The 18,257-nt window shown below is 70.1% G+C and carries 15 protein-coding genes and 1 pseudogene; 7 read left to right on the top strand and 9 right to left on the bottom strand.

The features are described 5' to 3' along the window. Positions 1 to 71: 71 nt before the first annotated feature. Complete coding sequence (locus AC27L4_RS31935) at positions 72 to 692, bottom strand: TetR/AcrR family transcriptional regulator (RefSeq protein WP_487146735.1); 621 nt, start codon at positions 690 to 692, stop codon at positions 72 to 74. Between the two features lie 32 nt (positions 693 to 724). Here AC27L4_RS31935 and AC27L4_RS31940 point away from each other — a divergent pair, with 32 nt between their 5' ends. Continuing rightward, positions 725 to 1,495 (top strand): NAD(P)H-dependent oxidoreductase, encoded by a 771-nt coding sequence (locus AC27L4_RS31940; RefSeq protein ID WP_487146736.1) that lies wholly within the window; start codon positions 725 to 727, stop codon positions 1,493 to 1,495. Here AC27L4_RS31940 and AC27L4_RS31945 read toward each other — a convergent pair. Continuing rightward, positions 1,477 to 1,944, bottom strand: coding sequence for a MarR family winged helix-turn-helix transcriptional regulator (locus AC27L4_RS31945; protein ID WP_487146737.1), 468 nt, complete (start codon positions 1,942 to 1,944; stop codon positions 1,477 to 1,479). The genes AC27L4_RS31940 and AC27L4_RS31945 overlap by 19 nt on opposite strands. 45 nt (positions 1,945 to 1,989) lie before the next feature. Between AC27L4_RS31945 and AC27L4_RS31950 the strand changes: the two genes are divergently transcribed. Both AC27L4_RS31950 and AC27L4_RS31955 read left to right on the top strand, forming a co-directional pair. Further along, positions 1,990 to 2,391, top strand: coding sequence for a DUF488 domain-containing protein (locus AC27L4_RS31950; RefSeq protein WP_487146738.1), 402 nt, complete (start codon positions 1,990 to 1,992; stop codon positions 2,389 to 2,391). 138 nt (positions 2,392 to 2,529) lie between these two features. Further along, positions 2,530 to 3,320 (top strand): annotated as a pseudogene (locus AC27L4_RS31955) (PLP-dependent cysteine synthase family protein). Positions 3,321 to 3,369: 49 nt separating this feature from the next. Here the strand turns inward: AC27L4_RS31955 and AC27L4_RS31960 are convergent. Both AC27L4_RS31960 and AC27L4_RS31965 read right to left on the bottom strand, forming a co-directional pair. Further along, entirely contained in the window at positions 3,370 to 4,179 is an 810-nt protein-coding gene (locus AC27L4_RS31960) for an alpha/beta fold hydrolase (RefSeq protein ID WP_487146739.1), read from the bottom strand. Positions 4,180 to 4,406: 227 nt separating this feature from the next. Then, positions 4,407 to 5,936 (bottom strand): ATP-binding protein, encoded by a 1,530-nt coding sequence (locus AC27L4_RS31965; RefSeq protein ID WP_487146740.1) that lies wholly within the window; start codon positions 5,934 to 5,936, stop codon positions 4,407 to 4,409. A 759-nt stretch (positions 5,937 to 6,695) separates the two neighbouring features. Between AC27L4_RS31965 and AC27L4_RS31970 the strand changes: the two genes are divergently transcribed. After that, entirely contained in the window at positions 6,696 to 8,183 is a 1,488-nt protein-coding gene (locus tag AC27L4_RS31970; RefSeq protein WP_487146742.1) for a nucleobase:cation symporter-2 family protein, read from the top strand. 112 nt (positions 8,184 to 8,295) lie between these two features. Here AC27L4_RS31970 and AC27L4_RS31975 read toward each other — a convergent pair whose 3' ends face one another. From AC27L4_RS31975 to AC27L4_RS31995, 5 genes are all read right to left on the bottom strand, one after another. Continuing rightward, complete coding sequence (locus AC27L4_RS31975) at positions 8,296 to 9,330, bottom strand: MerR family transcriptional regulator (protein ID WP_487146743.1); 1,035 nt, start codon at positions 9,328 to 9,330, stop codon at positions 8,296 to 8,298. A 56-nt stretch (positions 9,331 to 9,386) separates the two neighbouring features. Continuing rightward, positions 9,387 to 10,037 (bottom strand): 2'-5' RNA ligase family protein, encoded by a 651-nt coding sequence (locus tag AC27L4_RS31980; RefSeq protein WP_487146744.1) that lies wholly within the window; start codon positions 10,035 to 10,037, stop codon positions 9,387 to 9,389. Between the two features lie 215 nt (positions 10,038 to 10,252). After that, entirely contained in the window at positions 10,253 to 10,894 is a 642-nt protein-coding gene (locus AC27L4_RS31985; protein ID WP_487146745.1) for a glutathione S-transferase family protein, read from the bottom strand. An 18-nt stretch (positions 10,895 to 10,912) separates the two neighbouring features. Further along, a complete protein-coding gene (locus AC27L4_RS31990) occupies positions 10,913 to 11,509 on the bottom strand; it encodes a YdeI/OmpD-associated family protein (protein WP_487146746.1) in 597 nt (198 codons plus the stop codon). Between the two features lie 195 nt (positions 11,510 to 11,704). Beyond that, positions 11,705 to 12,727, bottom strand: a complete 1,023-nt coding sequence (locus tag AC27L4_RS31995) for a helix-turn-helix transcriptional regulator (protein WP_487146747.1) — start codon at positions 12,725 to 12,727, stop codon at positions 11,705 to 11,707. Positions 12,728 to 12,832: 105 nt separating this feature from the next. Here AC27L4_RS31995 and AC27L4_RS32000 point away from each other — a divergent pair, with 105 nt between their 5' ends. The 3 genes from AC27L4_RS32000 to AC27L4_RS32010 all read left to right on the top strand — a co-directional run bounded on the left by AC27L4_RS32000 (position 12,833) and on the right by AC27L4_RS32010 (position 17,977). Then, positions 12,833 to 13,357, top strand: a complete 525-nt coding sequence (locus AC27L4_RS32000) for a cupin domain-containing protein (protein ID WP_487146748.1) — start codon at positions 12,833 to 12,835, stop codon at positions 13,355 to 13,357. A gap of 277 nt (positions 13,358 to 13,634) precedes the next feature. Beyond that, entirely contained in the window at positions 13,635 to 14,813 is a 1,179-nt protein-coding gene (locus AC27L4_RS32005; protein WP_487146749.1) for an efflux RND transporter periplasmic adaptor subunit, read from the top strand. Beyond that, positions 14,810 to 17,977, top strand: a complete 3,168-nt coding sequence (locus AC27L4_RS32010; protein WP_487146750.1) for an efflux RND transporter permease subunit — start codon at positions 14,810 to 14,812, stop codon at positions 17,975 to 17,977. The genes AC27L4_RS32005 and AC27L4_RS32010 overlap by 4 nt, the downstream gene beginning before the upstream one ends. Positions 17,978 to 18,257 lie beyond the last annotated feature (280 nt).

The following is an 18,257-nucleotide window of genomic DNA, read 5'->3' on the forward strand; positions in this document are numbered from 1 at the left end:
CTGCGCCGGCAGCAAGCTCGGAGCGACGTGGCCGCGCTGGAGCGGCGGAGGACCTGCCGCCGGCGGCGGGCTCAGGCGGCGGCGCCCGGCGCCTCATCCACAGGCACGGCGCCGCCGGCGCGCTCTCCCCGCCTCGGCAGGGCGAGGATCAAGCCGGTCAGCACGGCCGTCGCCTCGGCCGGCGCGACCCGGCCCGAGGCAGCCGCGGCCGAAAGGCTCTCGGCGGCACCGACCATGGCGATCAGGCCCGCGGTCGTGATCGCCGCCCCGCCGCCGAAGGGCGCCAGCGCGGCCTGGCATTCGCCCATGAAGGCGTCCAGGCATTCCCGCTTCACCGCCTCCAGCTCGGGGGAGCCGGCCAGGGCGGCGCTGACCGCGACGACCTCGGGCTGGGCGGAGACGATGCAGTCGACACAGGCCCAGGCCAGGATGCGCGCGGCATCATCGAGCGTCGCGGCACCAGCCCCCAGGGCCGCCCGCAGCGCCGCCGCCTGGCGCCGGTCATAGTCGCGATAGAGCGCTGCGAGCAGGCCGGCCCGCGTGCCGAAATGCTCGTAGGCGATCGGCTTGGTGACGCCGGCCCGCTCCGCGAGCCGGGCGAGAGTCAGCGCATCCGTCCCCTCCTCGGCGACGAACGTCCATGCCTGCGCCAGCAGCTGGCGGCGGCGCTCCTCCCTCGACATCCGGCTCATGACGTCCGAACCGCCCTGGCCTCCGCGGCCTTTTGCTTGACAGAAAATCTACCATAGGCAACTTACCGATTGTAACATATTTCCGCAGGTCAAGCATGTCTGCCGAGACCCGACCGCCGGACGCGCCCGCCGAGGAAGCCGCCGTCTCCGCTCGGGACTTGGACACTGCGCTCGTCGTCGTATCCCATCCCGAGCAAGCCTCCCTCACCCGCCGGCTGGCCGACACCCTGGCGGCTACGGTCGCGCAGGCCGGCGGCCGCGCCGTCATCGCCGACCTGCATGAGGAAGGCTTTGATCCGCGCATCGGCGCCGCGGATCTCGCGTTTTATCGGGGCGAAGGCCCTGCGCCCGCCGAAGTCCTGTCCGAGCAGGCCCGGATCGATCGCGCGGCCGCCCTTGTCCTGGTCTTTCCGGTCTATTGGTGGTCGATGCCGGCCCTGCTGAAGGGGTGGATCGACCGGGTCTTCACCATTGGCTGGGCCTATGGGACCGGGCCGGACGGCAGAATCCGCGGCCTTTTCTCCGGCCGCAAGGTCGTGCTTGTCATGGTGGCGGGCGAGGATGCCGACGGTTTTGCCCGGCACGGCTACGCCGAGGCCATGCGTAGCCAGATCGACCGCGGCATCTTCGGCTATTGCGGCATCGACGATGTGACCGCCCTGACGATCCATCGCTCGGAGAGCCGCGACGACCGGCACCGGCTGCACGGCCTGGAGCAGGTGCAGGCTCTGGGAGCGGCCCTGGCGGCGCGGCACGCCGCAGCTCCCCCGCTTCCGGCGGACGATCAGCCCTCGCCGGGCTGAAGCGAAGCGGCCTGGTCCGCCAGCCGCCGGGCCAGCTCGGCATCGACCTGCCCGGCCAGCTTGGCCTGCGCCCGGCGCCAGGCCGGCAGCGCCGCCTCCAGGCGCCGCAGGCCGGCTTCGGTGAGCCAGGCCGCCCGGCGCCGCAGGTCGGTTGCGACCGCGGCGATCTCGACCATCCCCTCGCGCTCCAGCGTGCGCAGGTTGCGCGACAAGGTCGACTGCTCCAATCCGGTGCGCTGGGCCAAGGCATTCAGCGTGTCGTCGGACAGGACGGCGATCTGCGCCATCAGGCCGACCTGCGCCGCGGTCAGGCCCTGATCCGCCAGCTCACGGTCGAGCGCCATGGCGATGCGCCGGGCCGCCAGCCGGCTGTTCCAACCGGGGCAGGTCTCGACCAGGGCGCGGGCGTCGGCGCGCAGGGTCCTTTGCGGTTGCTTCGGCATGCTCATGGATGTATGCATGTACAATATATGTAGATACATGGAAAGCCATCCATGGCTCCGATATCTCTCGCCTCCCCCGCTTTTCGAGGTGTCTCACCCGCCCTCAAGCGGGTCTACGACCCGCCGGCCGCCGAGGACGGCACCCGCATCCTGGTCGACCGGCTCTGGCCGCGCGGCCTCGCCAGGGACAAGGCGCGGATCGACCTGTGGCTCCGGGACGTGGCGCCGAGCGACGCCCTGCGCCGGCGCTTCCATGCCCGGCCGGAGGATTGGGAGGCGTTTCGCGCCGCCTATGCCGCCGAGCTGGAGCAGGAGCCGGCGCGAGCCGCCGCAGCCGAGCTGCTCGATCGCCTGCGGCAGGGGCCGGTCACCCTGCTCTATGCGGCCCGCGACGAACGGCACAACAACGCCGCGGCGCTGCAGCTCTGGCTGGAGGGGAGGCAGGCCTCGTGACCGCGCCGGCCCCCACCACCGTCTTGGACAGGATCGGCCGCACCGCCCTGCTCGCCTTGCCTCGGATCGCGTCCGGCACCGGCGCGCATCCTGCTGAAGCTGGAGAGCGAGAATCCGACCGGCAGCATGAAGGACCGGATGGCCCTCGCCATGATCGAGGCGGCGGAGGCGGATGGGCGCCTCGCCGCCGGCGGCTCGGTGGTCGAGTACACCGGAGGCAGCACCGGCGTATCGCTGGCACTGGTCTGCGCCGTCAAGGGCTATCCCTCGACATCGTCACGTCGGATGCCTTTGCGCGCGAGAAGCTCGACCATATGCGCGCCCTCGGCGCAAGGCTGCAGGTCCTGGCGAGCGACGGCGGCCGCATGACGGAAAAGCTGACCCGCGACATGATCGAGGCCGCCCGCATCGTCGCCGAGCGGACCGGCGGCTTCTGGCCCGACCAGATGAACAACACCGACCAGCTCGCAGCCTACCATGCCATGGCTGATGAGATCTGGCGCCAGACCGGAGGCCGGGTCGACGGCTTCGTCCAAAGCGTCGGCACCGCGGCATCGCTGCGCGGTCTCGGCGAAGCCCTGCGCCGACATCGCGGCACCGTCCGTCTCGTCGCGGTGGAGCCGGCTGAATCGCCGGTGCTGTCGGGAGGGCCGACCGGCGCCCACGGCATCGACGGCATCGGCGCCGGCTATGTCGTGCCGCTCTGGCACCCGGGCGCCGCCGACCGGATCGAGCCGGTCTCCACGGCCGAGGCCGAGGCCATGGCGGCCCGGCTCGCCCGGGAGGAGGGCCTGTTCGCCGGCACCTCGACCGGCGCCAATCTCGTCGCCGCCCTTCGGCTGGCCGAGACCCTCGGCTCCGGCGCCACCGTCGTCACGGTGATGTGCGACACCGGCATGAAGTATCTCAGCAAGCGCGGGGCGAGGTGAGCGGCCGGTCCCGGCTGGTCGTGCCCGGCGCGAGCTGCACCGGCAGGATCTAAGGCAGGGCCCGGCGCAGGAAGCCGAGCACGGCGGCGTTGAACAGCACCGGCCGCTGCAGCGGCGCGAAATGGCTGACGCCCGGCAGGATCACCAGTTGGGCATCGGGAATGACCTCGGCGAGATAGGTCGCGTGCTCCGCCCTGATGAACTCCTCATGTTCGCCCTGCACGACCGCCACGGGCATGCGAATGCCGGCAAGCACCTCGGTCGGACAGTTGGGCTGCGTCTTCATCATCCGCTCGACGTCGGCGACGAAGCCCTTGAACGCCTCGGGCGTGGCCGAGAGCCGGGCATAGTCCTTGGCATGCCGGCTGAAGCAGCGGTCGAGCAGCGGGCTCGGCTCGACCACCGCCTTCACGCCGCTGGGGTCCATGTTGCAGGCAAAGAAGAACACTCCCGCCACCCGCCGGGGCGCCGCGATGGCCAGGGTGAGGGCGATGCAGGCGCCGTCGCTCCAGCCCACGAGCACAGCCTGGCCGAGGCCCAGCGTGTCCATCACCGCGAGCACATCCGTCGCCATCAGGTCGTAGCTGTAGGGCCGATCGTCGCGCGTGCTGCGGCCATGGCCGCGGCTGTCGACCAGAACGACGCGATAACCCGCCACCACCAGCGCCGGCAGTTGGTAGCACCAATTGCCGCCATGGCCGAAACCGCCGTGCAGCAGCACCACCGGCGGGCCGTCTCCATAGGCCGCGTACCAGATCCGGGCCCCATCATGCTCGACATGACCCTGCACATCCGCGGTCGGCAGGGGCGCGCAACCCTCGGCTTCGAACCGTTCGAGATCGTCGTCGCTCATATCCATCCTGGTTCCCACGCGCGTTGCCGGGTCGGCGACGCCGCTGCCCATAGACGAACGGCGGGGCAGAAAAGCGACATCCCGGCCGAAAAAATCCGCCATGCGGAAGATCCCGCAGCCGGCTGCCGGCAGGCGCCGCGTCGCCGAAATGGCATGCGTTCCGCGCCGCGCAGAGGGATCGTCGTCCGCCGTTCCCGGCCGATCCGGCCTTCGCGCGCCCCTGGCGGCCGGCCCTACTCCGCCGCGACGATGTCGCCGTCGCCGGTCTCGGCCAGCGTCGCCGGGCCGTTCGGATCGCCGAGAGCGGTTTCCCAGCCCAGATCCGGCACCACGGCGATGCGGTTGCCGCGCATGTCGGCGCGGGTGACGATGAAGCCGGCCCGTTCGAGATGGCGGATCTGGCTCTTGGCGCGGCCGGCGGAATGGGAGCCGCAGCGATGCGCCACCTCCATGTTGGAGGGACAGGGCGTCCCCTGCAGCGCCGCGCCAGCGAGAATGAGGAACACCGCCTGCAGGTCGCTGGGGATGCGACGGGCGACGTCGATGGCCGCGTCCCAGCCCGACGCATCGACGACATCCGGGTCGATGCCGGCGCGGGCGATGTTGAGGTGCACCCGGAAGTCGGGCAGCGGCGGCGTGCCCAGCACCCTTTCGAGCCGACAGCGGGCGAGGAAGTCCTGGTACAGCACGGCTTCGGGCCGGAAATGCGCCTGCGGTTCCAGCATCATCTCGCGCGCCAGCCGGCGGAACAGCGCCTCGCGCTCGGCGGGCGGCATGACCGGCCCCTCTTCCGCGGGCGCGGAGGCCGGGCGGTTGCGCACCACCTGCTCCAGGATCTGGTTGGTCGACAGCGGCGGCGCGACCGGCCGCCGCTCCGCCGGAGCGCGCGCCGGCGCAGCCGGCACCGGCGCCAGGATCAACTCGCGGGCGCTTTCGGAAGGCTGCTCCGGGAGCGGCGTCAGCTTCGGCGCCGCGGCACGCACCTGCGTCTCCACCGGCCCGACCTTGATCGGCAGCGGGCGCCGCGAGATCGCCGGCCCGAGGGCGACGAAATGGCCGCGCTGCAATTCGCGGAAGGTCTCGGCCTGGCGCCGGTCGAGGCCGAGCAGGTCGGCGGCGCGGGCCATGTCGATGTCGAGGAAGGTGCGGCCCATCAGGAAGTTGGAGGCCTCGGCCGCCACGTTCTTGGCCAGCTTGGCCAGGCGCTGGGTGGCGATGATGCCGGCGAGGCCGCGCTTGCGGCCGCGGCACATCAGGTTGGTCATGGCGCCGAGCGAGAGCTTGCGCACCTCCTCGCCGACATCGCCGGAGACGGAGGGGGCGAACAGCTGCGCCTCGTCGACCACGACCAGCATCGGATACCAGTGGTCGCGCTCGGCGTCGAAGAGAGCGTTGAGGAACACCGCCGCCGCGCGCATCTGCTTTTCCGCGTCGAGGCTCTCCAGGTTGACGACGGCCGAAACCCTGTGCTGGCGCACGCGCCCCGCAATGGTCTCGAGCTCGGCGACGCCGCGGTCGGCGTCGACGACCACATGGCCGTACCGCTCGGCCAGGCCGGCGAACTCGCCCTCGGGGTCGATGATCACCTGCTGGACATGCGGGGCGCTCTGCTCCAGCAGGCGGCGCAGCAGATGCGATTTGCCGGAGCCGGAATTGCCCTGCACCAACAGGCGCGTAGCCAGCAGTTCCTCGATATCGAGCATCGCCGGCCCACCGGCTCCGCCCGGGGCGGAGACGCTGCCCATCTCGATCTCGATCTTCATCCGCCTCCTCCGGCTCGGGCGTGGCTGTCGCCGAGTCGGTGCGAATTCGGCAGCCCTTGCATACCGGCATCGGCGCGCCGATGAAATCCCCGGTCAGGCCGGGCTTGCCGCGCTTTCCACATGTTACACCTCGGCGCGGCGACTCCTGCCAAAGCAGGCCGGCGGTGCCGGGCTCGCCAGCCCCGCGGGTTGGGAGACGGTGGATGCGCCGGCGCAGGCATTGCGCTATGGTGGGCCATGCCCCGCTGCGGCACCGTCGGCGCCCGGCGCCATGGCCGCGATCATCCGGCTTGGCCGAGGCGGAAAACACGGGCCGAGGATCCGGGGCGATGCCTCGGATTTTCCCATTCTGCAAGCAAGTGCTTCGCGCGGCGCGCCCCTTCTGCGCCGACAGCCGTTGCGGAATGATGACACCAACAAAGGCGTCGACCGCTTGTCGAGTTCACGCTGGCAATGGGAGGCCGGAACGCCGCGCCTGATACCCCGGATGGCCGGGGCTCCCCATCGACTTTGGGCCGGCAGCGTCCGGTCCCCTGCCTGCCGCCCATGACCGCCCCGTAGGGCGGGCGGCAACGATTGTCATGCCTATGCCGGCACGGCCGATGTGGCCGCCGCGGCAAGTGATTGTGCGATGCGGGCGCCCGAAGCTGGCCCTGCCGTCCTGCCTGCCGCAGGGCGTGCGGCCGCCTCCCGCCGCGTCGCGGCCTGTCCGACGATTGTCAGTCCATCGACGCAGAACGAGCAAGGGGAGAAACCGGTTTGACTTCGACAACGGCATCGCCCGCTGCCATCGAGGCGCAGCGGCCCGAGGATGTGAATCTCGGCATCGGGGCCAACCTGGCCTACGGCCTGCAACACGTCCTCACCATGTATGGCGGCATCGTCGCCGTTCCCCTGATCATCGGCCAGGCCGCCGGCCTGGCGCCCGCCGAGATCGGCCTCCTGGTCACCGCCTCCCTGTTTGCTGGCGGCATGGCGACCATCCTGCAGACCATGGGCCTGCCCTTCTTCGGCTGCCGGCTGCCGCTGGTGCAGGGGGTTTCCTTCGCCGGTGTCGCCACCATGATCGCGATCGTCACCGCCAAGGACGGCGGCGGGCTTCCGGCCGTGCTCGGCGCGGTGATGGTCTCCGCCTTCATCGGCCTGCTGATCACGCCGGTGTTCTCGCGGATCATCCAGTTCTTCCCGCCGCTGGTCACCGGCATCGTCATCACCACGATCGGCCTGACGCTGATGCCGGTCGCCGCACGCTGGGCCATGGGCGGCAACTCGAGCGCGCCCGACTATGGCAGCGTCGCCAATATCGGCCTCGCCGCCTTCACGCTCGCCGTCGTGCTGCTCTTGAGCAAGCTGGGCAGCGGCATGATCTCGCGCCTGTCCATCCTCCTGGCCATGGTGATCGGCACCGTCGTCGCCGTCGCCCTGGGCATGACCGACTTCTCCAGGGTGGCCCAGGGACCGACCGTGGCGCTGCCGACCCTGTTCCATTTCGGTCTGCCGACCTTCAGCATCGCCGCCATCGTGTCGATGTTCATCGTCATCATCGTCACGCTGGTGGAGACCTCCGCCGACATCCTGGCCGTCGGCGAGATCATCGGCACCAAGGTCGACTCGCGCCGCCTCGGCGACGGCCTGCGCGCCGACATGCTCTCCAGCACGCTGGCGCCGATCTTCGGCTCCTTCACCCAGAGCGCCTTTGCCCAGAATGTCGGCCTGATCGCGGTCACCGGCATCAAGAGCCGCATCGTCGTGGCCACCGGCGGCCTGATCCTGGTGGCGCTCGGCCTGCTGCCGGTGATGGGGCGCGTGATCGCCTCCGTGCCGCCGTCGGTCCTCGGCGGCGCCGGCCTCGTCCTGTTCGGCACCGTGGCGGCCAGCGGCATCCGCTCGCTCGCCAAGGTCGACTACGCCAACAACATGAACCTGATCATCGTGGCCACGTCGATCGGCTTCGGCATGATCCCGATCGCGGTGCCGCAGTTCTACGAACACTTCCCCAGCTGGTTCGCCACCATCTTCCACTCGGGCATCAGCTCGGCGGCCCTGATGGCGATCTCGCTGAATCTGTTGTTCAACCACCTGCGGGCCGGCACGCCGGACCAGCCCTCGGTCATCGCCGCCGGAACCGAGCGCATCCTGCGCTACCAGGACATCGCCCCGCTGCATGACGGCGACTACTTCCTGAACGGCAAGCTCTACGACGCCCAGGGCCAGGAAGTGCCGATCGCCTCGTCCCATCACGGCTGACAAGCTGCGCCGGCAAGGGCGCCCCGCCGGGAGGCCGGGCCGGGGCGCCCTTCGCGTTCGCGGCTGCCACCCGACTGCCGGGCCTCGCGGAAATCCGAGCCGGCCACAGGCCCTATGCCGCTTGCGGCCGCCATGCGACGACGCCCTCCGTCCGCGCCCGCACCTCGGGCGGGGCCAGGCAGGTGGCGACGGCCTCGTAGCCGGGCGCGCCGGGACATGGATCGACCGGAATCGGCGGACTGTGGTTGGCCGGGCACAGGATGATCGTTTCGTTCGGACCGACCGCGGCCAGATCCAGGATCACGCAGGACCGGGTGAGCAGAAAGAGCGGGCGACCGGTCGCTCCGCGGCGCCGCAGATGCGCCGCCAAGGCCGCCTGCGTGGCCCGATCCAGCCCCTGCTCCACCAGGTCGACGACGAGAGCGGCGGATCCCTCGGCCTCCAGCCCGGCGAGCAGCGCCACCAGAGCCTCCGACACCGCGGCGCCGTCCTCGGCGAGCCGGCCCAGCGTCCGCTCGACCCGCGTCTTCAGAGAAGGATCGGCATCGAGCCGGGACCGGACCGCCGCCCCGCCATCCGCCGAGCGGTCAAGACCCAGGAAGGCGGCGCCGGGCAGGGTCTCGGCCAGGCGCCGGGCCAGCCGGGTCTTGCCGCTGCCGAGCGGGCCGACAACGTAGGTCAGCGCCCGGACGTCCCGCAGCTCGAACCGCTCGCCGCCCCAGGGCCAGGGCAAGTCGAAGGCGACACGGAGCCCGGTGCTCCGAGGCGTGCTCCGCTCCAGCCCGCCAGGAGGCGGCACATTGGCCTGCGCGAGCCCGGACCGGAGCTCCCGCACTTTCGCGACGGCGCGGGCGAGATCCCGGATCCGGTCTTCCAGGACCGCCTGATGCCGGGCCAGGGTCGGCGCCAGCGCCTGCGCCTCGCCGGCCAGAACGGACGCGATGTCGGCGAGACCGAGGCCGACCGCGCGCAGCGCGACGATCTCCGCCGCCCGCGCCATGGCCTGCGGACCATAGGCTCGCCATCCGGCCGCCGTGCGCACCGGGGCGATCAGGCCCTGCTCTTCGTAAAGTCGAAGCGCCTTGACGGAGACCCCGAGCCGCGCGGCGGCTTCGGAGGGGCTGAAGGACCGGGCGGAAGACCTCACGACTCACCTCATCCAGTGTTGGTCTCCGCCTTATCGGGGCGCCCCCGGGGACCGGGTCAAGCCGATCCGACGGTTTCGCTGCCGGTTGCCCGGCCTGGACGCCCCGCGCCAAGCGGATGCAGCGGCCAGCGCCCGAGCTCGTCATAGCGCGACAGGCCCTGCCAGCTGCGGATCAGGACGAAATCCTCGACGGTCCAGTGGATCGGCCGTATCGCGGTGGCCGGCACGTGGTTCTCGTCATAGAGCAGGGTGAGATGGGGCGGCCGCGGCGCGCTGACCTGCAGGCCGGCACTCTTCAGCGACAGGCAGAGCTCGGCTCGGAACGCGTGGAGCGCCGGCAGTTCCTCGCTCGGCTGCAGCACGAAGGGATGCCTCGCCGCATACTCGGAATAGCTCAAGGCCTGGTCGAGGCAGACCGCGAAGCGCGGCACCGAAATCGCCTGGATGGCGCGCGCCACGCGCCCGACGAAATCGGACTCCGCCTCACCCGCCCGCGAAGCCCCGGAGAGCGTGATGTGATAACGCTCCGCGCCGATCGCCGGCCGCCTCAGCCCGTAGCGGCGCCTCAGGTCGGCCGCGGTCCTGTCGATGTGCCCGGCCGTCTCCCGATCCGGCAGGATCGCGAGGAAATAGGCGATCGCATAGGCGCGGCGGCGTCCTGTCCGACCTCTCCTTCCTTCCGGCTTCGACCCATTGCCCTGCATCATCGAACCGCCCTCCCCGGCATTGAGCTTCTGACGTTGATGAAAGGCGATGATAGAACAAAACAAGAACATTTCAAGCAAAAGAACAGCGGCCCGAGAGCCGCAGCCTCGCCTTCATGCTCGACGACGAGGCTGCGCCGACCCGCCACCCGGCGGGGAGCACGGCCCGGCCGGCCCGTTCGACACCTGGAAATTACCCTTCGCGTCTTTCGCCGCCCTCAGCGGGCACGCAGGGCCTCGTACGAAATCATGACGTGCTCGCGGAAGGGCGCCCGCCCGGCGAGCCGGTCATAATAGCGCCGCAGGGCCGGATGATCCGGCCGCGCGATGGCGATGTCGTAATAGCGGTAGAGCACATGGCCGAACTGGATGTCGGCCAGGCTGAAGTCGTCGCCGGCCAGGAAGGCGTGGCGCTCGAGATTGGTCTCGGCGATGTCGAGCTTGCGGCCGAGCGCCTCGATCGCCCGCCGGATCGCCGCCTCGTCCCGCTCCCGCGGCGCCGTCCGCACCACCCGCCAGAAGATCGGCCCCGTGAAGGCCATGGCGATGTTGATCTTGGCCCACTCGGTCCATTTGTCGACATGCGTCCGTGCCGCGCCCTCGACCGGCCAGAACGGAGCCGCACCGTAGCGTCCGGCGAGGTAGCGCAGGATCGCGCCGGTCTCCCAAAGCGGCTCACCGTCCCCGTCCCGCAGGACGGGGATCGCGCCGTTCGGGTTCATCGCCAGGAACTCCGGTGTATCGTTGCCGCCATGGACATGGCCGATGTCGTGGCGCTCGAACGCCAGCCCGAGCTCGCCGATGGCCCACATCAGGGCCTGGACATTGGACGACGTCTTGCGGCCCCATACCGTCAGCATGCCCGGTCCCTCCGGTCGTCACTTTCCCTGCGGATAGATCGTCTCGCCGCGCTTCAGCATGGCGACGAAGGTCTCGATCTTCTTCCGGCGCCCGGCTTCGGTCTTCATATTGCGGGTGCGGAAGGCCAGCGCGAAGCGGTTCTGGGCGCTGAGCCTGGCCAGCATGGCCCTGGCTTCCGGAACGGCGTCGATGGCGGCCTGGAGGTCGTCGGGGATCGTCATGTCCTTGCCGCCCTGATAGGCACGGTCCCAGCGCCCGTCGGCCTTGGCGGCCTCGACCTGCCTCAATCCGTGCTCGGTCATCCGCCCCTCGGCGATCAGCCGGGCGACGTTGTCGACGTTGATGCGGCTCCAGATGCTCTTGCGCCCGCGCGGGGTGTAGCGCTGCAGATAGCTGGTATCGTCGAAAGCCTTGCGGATCGCATCGATCCAGCCCCAGCACAGCGCCACGTCGATGGCCTCCCGCGGCGTGATCGAGGGCAGTCCCGAGCCGACCTTGTGGATCTTGATCCAGATCTCGCCGGCCGTGGCGTGATGCTCGCCGAGCCATGCGTGGAAGCCGGCGGCATCGGCAAACTCGCGGATCCCGGCGGGATCCACAATGACGGGCGCCATCAGCCTGCCCTCGCTACCGCGGACAGCCGGCGGGCAAGGCCGCGGCCGCGGCCCCTGCCTGGGTCGCCGCCCGCCTCAACGCTCCAAGGCTTCCGCGTCATCACCACTCTCCCTGACAAACGGCCACCATCCAACCGCGGCCGGCGATCGGCCGGCGACGATCATGCGTGATTCCGGCGACAACTCCGAAGCACGTCAAGCCGGCGGGGCGTCGCCTTCGGCGGACTGTTCCCGATCCTCCGCCGCACCCTGCCCTCGTGCATAGAGTTCCGCCAGCCCGGATATGGCCCTCTCCATGGCGGAGCGAACCTCCGGTGGATCGAGAACCTCGATCTCGGCGCCCAGGCGAAGCAGATCGAATGCCGCTTCGTGCGCCGGCCCCACCGGCAGCGTGGCGCGCCGCCAGCCCCTGGCATCCGCCGTCTCCTCGATCCGCGTCGCACCGCGCACGAAGGGCGGACTGACAGCCTTCAGCATCCGGATGCCGAGCGGCGACAGCCGGACCGTGGCGACATGGGGATGGAGCTCCGCGTCAAGGCGCTCCGTCGCCTCCTTCCAGTAGGCGGCGAGGTCGAAATCGTCCGGTCGCTCGAAACGCTCCTCGAGCACGGCCAGTTCCAGGACGCGGCCGATGCGGTAGCTCCGCACGCTGTGCCCGATACGGCCGGCGAAATACCAGGCTCCGCCCTTCAGGACGATGCCGAGCGGATCGACGATGCGCTGCTTTTCCGCGCGCCAGCTGCGATAGCGCATGTACAGCCGTCTCTGACGCCAGACCGCGTCGGCGATGGCGGGGAGATGGAGCGGCTGCTCGGCCTCGCCGAACCAGCCGGGCACGTCGAGATGGAAGCGGGCCCGCATGCGCTCGGCACTGGCCCGCAATTCCTGCGGCAGCGCCGCCAGCAGCTTGGTCTGGGCGGCGGCAACCGCGGCGCCAAGGCCGAGATCGGCCGCCGGGCCGGACAGGCCGGTCAGGAACAGGGCTTCCGCCTCCCGCTCCGACAGGCCGTTCAGCCGCACCCGATAGCCGTCGAGCAGGCGGTAGCCGCCATCGGCTCCACGGTCGGCATAGACGGGGATGCCGGCGGCGGCGAGCGCGTCGATGTCGCGGTAGATGGTGCGCACCGAGACCTGGCATTCGTCGGCCAGCGACTGCGCGGTCACGCGGCCGCGTGCCTGCAGCGTGGTCAGGATCGAAAGGAGCCGGCTCGCGCGCATGATGCAAAAGACCTAAACAAACCTGACACGGATTGACAGATATGGCGGCGTACCCTGCATGCCGTCGAACCGCCGGCCCGTGCCGCCGGCGGCCCCACAAGGACCATGGCCGTGCCCCATCCCATCCTCAATGTCGACGACCTCGACTTCCAGCCGCGTCCGGCCGCCTTCGCGCCGACCGGCGCCGCCGCCGAGCGCTATGACGCGAAGGTCGCCTTCATCGGGCCGCGCATCGGCGCCCGCAAGCTCGGCTACAACGTCACCGCCGTGCCGCCGGGCAAGCGCGCCTATCCCTTCCACAATCACCAGGTGAACGAGGAGATGTTCTTCGTGCTCTCCGGCACGGGCGAGGTGCGCATCGGCAAGGACATTTTCCCGATCCGGGCCGGCGACATCATCGCCTGTCCGCCCGGCGGCGCCGAGACCGCCCACCAGATCGTCAACACCGGCGAGGCGGAACTGCGCTACCTCGCCGTCAGCACCAAGATGTCGCCCGAGATCGCCGAATATCCCGAGACTGGCCGCTTCGGCCTGCTGGCGGAGATGGCGCCGCGCGCGGACGGCTCGCCGCGCACGCTGATGTTCATCGGCCGCGAGGACCAGAGCCTGAACTATTGGGAAGGCGCGTAGGCCATCCGCGCCACAGGCTTCCCGTGCCGCTCTGGAAGCCAGTCGATGTGCGCGGACGGACCTGAGGTGTCCGCCCGTCCCGACACCGTTCACGCACGATTGATCGGCCGAGCCCGCAACGGCGCAATCCCGCGCGCCGGGACCTTGCCCAAACTTCATACGGCGGAAACACTTCTTCACACCGGACAGGCAAAATCGCCACGAATATTTGGTTAAACGCACCGTCCCACTGAGCAACGCATCGGAGGCGACCATGGCCGGGGCGAAGCGTGGATTGGTGCGTCGCGGACTCCCGCTGCTGGCGGGGCTCCTGGTCCTTGCGGGCGGATACGGCGCATGGCGCCATCACGCGGACAATACGGCGCGAACCGCCGATGCGGCCGCTCCGGCCGCGGCGCCGCGGGTGCCCGTCACCGTCGCGACGGTCGGCCGAAACGACTTCCCGCTCTACCTCTACGGGCTCGGCACCGTCGATCCGCTCAACACGGTCTCCATCTCCAGCCGCGTCACCGGCGTGGTCACCAGCGTTCCCGTCGAGCAGGGACAGATGGTCAGGCAGGGCGACCTGCTTGCCGAGATCGACCCACGCCCGTACCAGGCCATCCTCGACCAGGCGACGGCGAAGCAAGCCCAGGACGAGGCCAACCTCAAGAACGACGAGCTCAACCTCAAGCGCTTTGCGACGCTGATCAAGCAGAACTTCGAGACCCAGCAGAACGTCGACACCCAGCAGGCCCTGGTCGACTCGACCATCGCCCAGATCAACGGCGACAAGGCCGCGGTCGAGACCGCCCGGCTCAATCTCGAATTCACCCGGATCACCGCGCCGCTGACCGGCAAGACCAGCTTCCGCAACATCGATCCCGGCAACATCGTCCAGGCCAACCAGAGCCCGGGCCTGTTCACCGTCATCGAGTTGCAGCCGATCGACGTGAGGTTCACCCAGCCGCAGGAGCAGGTCGGCGCGATCAACGCCGCCCTCGCGGCCGGCCCGGTCCCGGTCGACGCGCTCGGCCCGGACAAGCACACGATCCTGGCCAGCGGCAAGCTGGAGGCGGTCGACAACACCATCGACCGGGCGTCCGGCACGATCTCGCTGAAGGCGACCTTCGCGAATGCCGACAATGCCCTCTGGCCCGGCCTCTCCGTGAACACGCGCCTGCTGGTCGGCACGATGCCGCAGGCCGCCACCGTTCCCGACAGCGCCGTGCAGCACGGTCCGGACGGCCTCTTCGCCTATGTCGTCGGCGACGACGGCAAGGTCCATCGCCACCCGGTCACGGCGGGCCCGGCGGACGATGGCAGCACGGTGATCACCGCCGGCCTCTCCCCGGGCCAGCGCGTGGTGGTCGCCGGCCAGTACCGGCTGTTCGACGGGGCGAGCGTCGACGCGACGCCGGCGCCCGCGACGACGCCGCGGGGCGACGCCGCCAAGGCCGGGGGAACCGGCTCATGACCTCCGGCGGCTTCTCCGGCCTCTTCATCCGCTATCCCGTCGCCACCTCGCTGCTGATGGTCGGCGTGCTGTTCGTCGGCCTGGTCGCCTATCTCAACCTGCCCGTCGCGCCGATGCCTCGCGTCGACTTCCCCACGATCGAGGTGTCCGCCAGCCTGCCGGGCGCCGATCCCGTCACCATGGCTTCCTCGGTGACGCAGCCGCTCGAGACCCGGTTCGCCCAGATCCCCGGCGTCGCCGAAATGACCTCGGTCAGCCTCTCCGGCTCGACCGAGATCACCCTCCAGCTCGCTCTCGACGTGAACATCGACGCCGCCGCCGGCCTGGTGCAGTCCGCCATCAACGCCGCGGGCGGGCAATTGCCCAAGACCCTGCCGAGCCCGCCCACCTACCGGGAAGTCAACCCGACCGATGCGCCGGTGATGCTGATCGGCGCCACCTCGGACGACCTGCCCCTGACCACCGTCAGCGACGATCTCTACACCCGGCTCGCCCAGATGATCAGCCATGTCGACGGCGTCGCCCAGGTGCTGGTCGGCGGCCAGCAGACCCCCTCGATCCGGGTGCAGCTCGACCCGGCCAAGCTCGCCGCCCGCGGCCTGTCGCTGGAGGATGTCCGCGCCCCGCTGTCGGTGAACACGGCCGACCTGCCCAAGGGCAATCTCCAGGGCGAGATGCGCTCCTTCGCCATCTTCTCCAACGACCAGATGACCGACCCCGGCGACTGGAACAACGCCATCATCGCCTATCGCGACGGCGCGCCGGTGCGGGTGCGCGACATCGGCCGGGCGGTGCTGGCGGCGCAGGACTACACCCAGGCCGGTTGGGCCGACACCACCCGCGGCGTGGTGCTGGTGATCTTCAAGCAGCCGAACGCCAACGTCATCGCCACCGTCGACAAGATCAAGGCGGAATTGCCGCGGCTGACGGCGTCGATGCCGGCCTCGCTCAAGGTGCAGGTCATCTCCGACCGGACCCAGACCATTCGCGCCTCGGTCAAGGACGTGCAGTTCACCCTGCTCCTGACCATCGGGCTGGTGGTGCTGGTGATCTTCCTGTTCCTGCGCAATGTCTGGGCCACGGCGATCCCGGCGGTCACCGTGCCGCTCGCCCTGCTCGGCGCCTGCGCCCCGATGTGGTTCGCCGGCTACAGCATCGACAACCTCTCGCTGATGGCGCTGACCATCGCGGTCGGCTTCGTCGTCGACGACGCCATCGTCATGCTGGAGAACATCGTCCGCTATGTCGAGGAGGGCGAGCCGCCGATGGCCGCCGCGTTCCGCGGCGCCGGCGAGATCGGCTTCACCATCCTGTCGATCAGCATCTCCCTGATCGCGGTGCTGATTCCGCTCTTGCTGATGAGCGGCATCATCGGCCGCCTGTTCCAGGAGTTCGCGGTGACCCTGGCCATGACCATCGCCGTCTCGGCCGTGGTGTCGCTGACCCTGACGCCGATGATGGCCTCCCGCTTCATCAAGCCTGCCGCCGAGGCGCGGCACGGCCGGCTCTACCGCTCGAGCGAACGGGTCTTCGACAGGCTGCTGCGCAGCTACGAGCGCGGCCTCGACGTGGCGCTGCGCCATCGCTTCGTCACGCTGCTGAGCTTCCTCGCCTGCATCGGCATGACCGTCTATCTCTTCCTCGTCATCCCCACCGGCTTCTTCCCGCAGCAGGACACCGGCCTGATCGTCGGGCGGGCCATGGCCGGGCAGGACGTCTCGGTCGGGCAGATGCAGGGCTATATGCGCCAGTTCGGCGCGATCGTCATCAAGGACCCGGCCGTCGCCCATTTCGGCATGATGATCGGCGGCACCGGCAACACCCTCAACGCCGGTCGGATGTTCATCCAGCTCAAGCCGCGCGACGAGCGCGACGCCTCGGCCGACCAGGTGATCCGGCGCCTGCAGCCGGCGCTCGCCAAGGTCCAGGGCGCGCGCCTGTTCATGCAGGCCCAGCAGGACGTACGCGTCGGCGCCAAGACCACCGCGGCGCAATACCAGTACACGCTGCAGGGCGCCGACATCGACGCGCTCGACCAGTGGGCGCCCAGGCTCCTGGCCAGGCTCCAGGCCCTGCCCGAGCTCAAGGACGTCTCCACCGACCAGATGAGCTCGGGCACGACCCTGACGCTGAAGGTCGACCGGGACCAGGCGGCACGCTACGGCCTGACCGCGGAGGCCGTCGACAACACCCTGGACGACGCCTTCGGCCAACGCCAGATCGCGCAGTACTTCACCCAGCTCTCGACCTATGACGTAATCATGGAGGTGCTGCCGTCGCTGCGCGGCGACATCAAGGCGCTGGACCAGATCCGCCTGACCGCGTCCGGCGGAGCGGAGGTGCCGCTCTCGGCCATCGCCCGGTGGACGACGGAACCGGTGCAGCCGCTGGTGATCAACCACGACAACCAGTTTCCGTCGGTGACGATCAGCTTCAACCTGGCGCCCGGCACCTCGCTGGGCCAGGCCACCGACGCGATCGCCAAGGTCACCGGCGAGATGCGGATGCCCGCGACCATCCAGGCAGCCTTCGCCGGCACCGCCCAGGCCTTCCAGCAGTCGCTGTCCTCGGTGCCGATCCTGATCTTCGGCGCGCTGGTGGTGGTCTACCTCATCCTCGGCATCCTCTATGAGAGCTACATCCACCCGCTCACCATCCTGTCGACCCTGCCCTCCGCCGGGCTCGGTGCCCTGGCGACGCTGCTGCTGTTCCACATGGAGTTCAACCTGATCGGCCTGATCGGCCTCATCCTGCTGATCGGCATCGTCAAGAAGAACGGGATCATGATGGTCGACTTCGCCATCGCGGCCGAGCGCGACCAGCGCCTGACCTCGCGCGAGGCGATCCGCCAGGCCTGCCTGCTGCGCTTCCGGCCGATCCTGATGACGACCATGGTGGCCATGCTCGGTGCCCTGCCGCTGATCCTGGGCAACGGCACCGGCGCCGAGATCCGCCAGCCCCTCGGCTACACCATGTTCGGCGGCCTGCTCGTCAGCCAGATCCTGACGCTGTTCACCACGCCGGTCATCTACCTCTACCTCGACGACTTCTCGCACTGGATCGGCCGGTTCCGGCCGCATCGGGCCGGCGGCGAAGCCTCGGATCCGACCGCCGGCGAGACGAAGCTCGCCGACGCGCCGAAGCGTCCCGTCGCGGCCGAATAGCCGGCGCCCGCGTCATCGCCCCAGCTCTCCGGACGGCAGGCGAACGACGACCCCGAAGCCGCCGGCCAAGGCCCTCCCTCCCGAACGGCATCGACGACGGCGCGACGGGCCGCTGCGCCCCTCCCATCGGAGCGCGGCGGTGATGCCGCACACGCCCTTTAACGCGATGCTCAAGCACCCGCGACGGCTGTCGGCTCCTCGCTTCCCGGCTTCGGCGCCCGGCGGCGGTTCGGCGAGATGGCCGTCCCGCGCGGGTCCGACCGCCGTGACGCCCCCGGGT

Source organism: Labrys sp. Lb11, assembly GCF_057554225.1.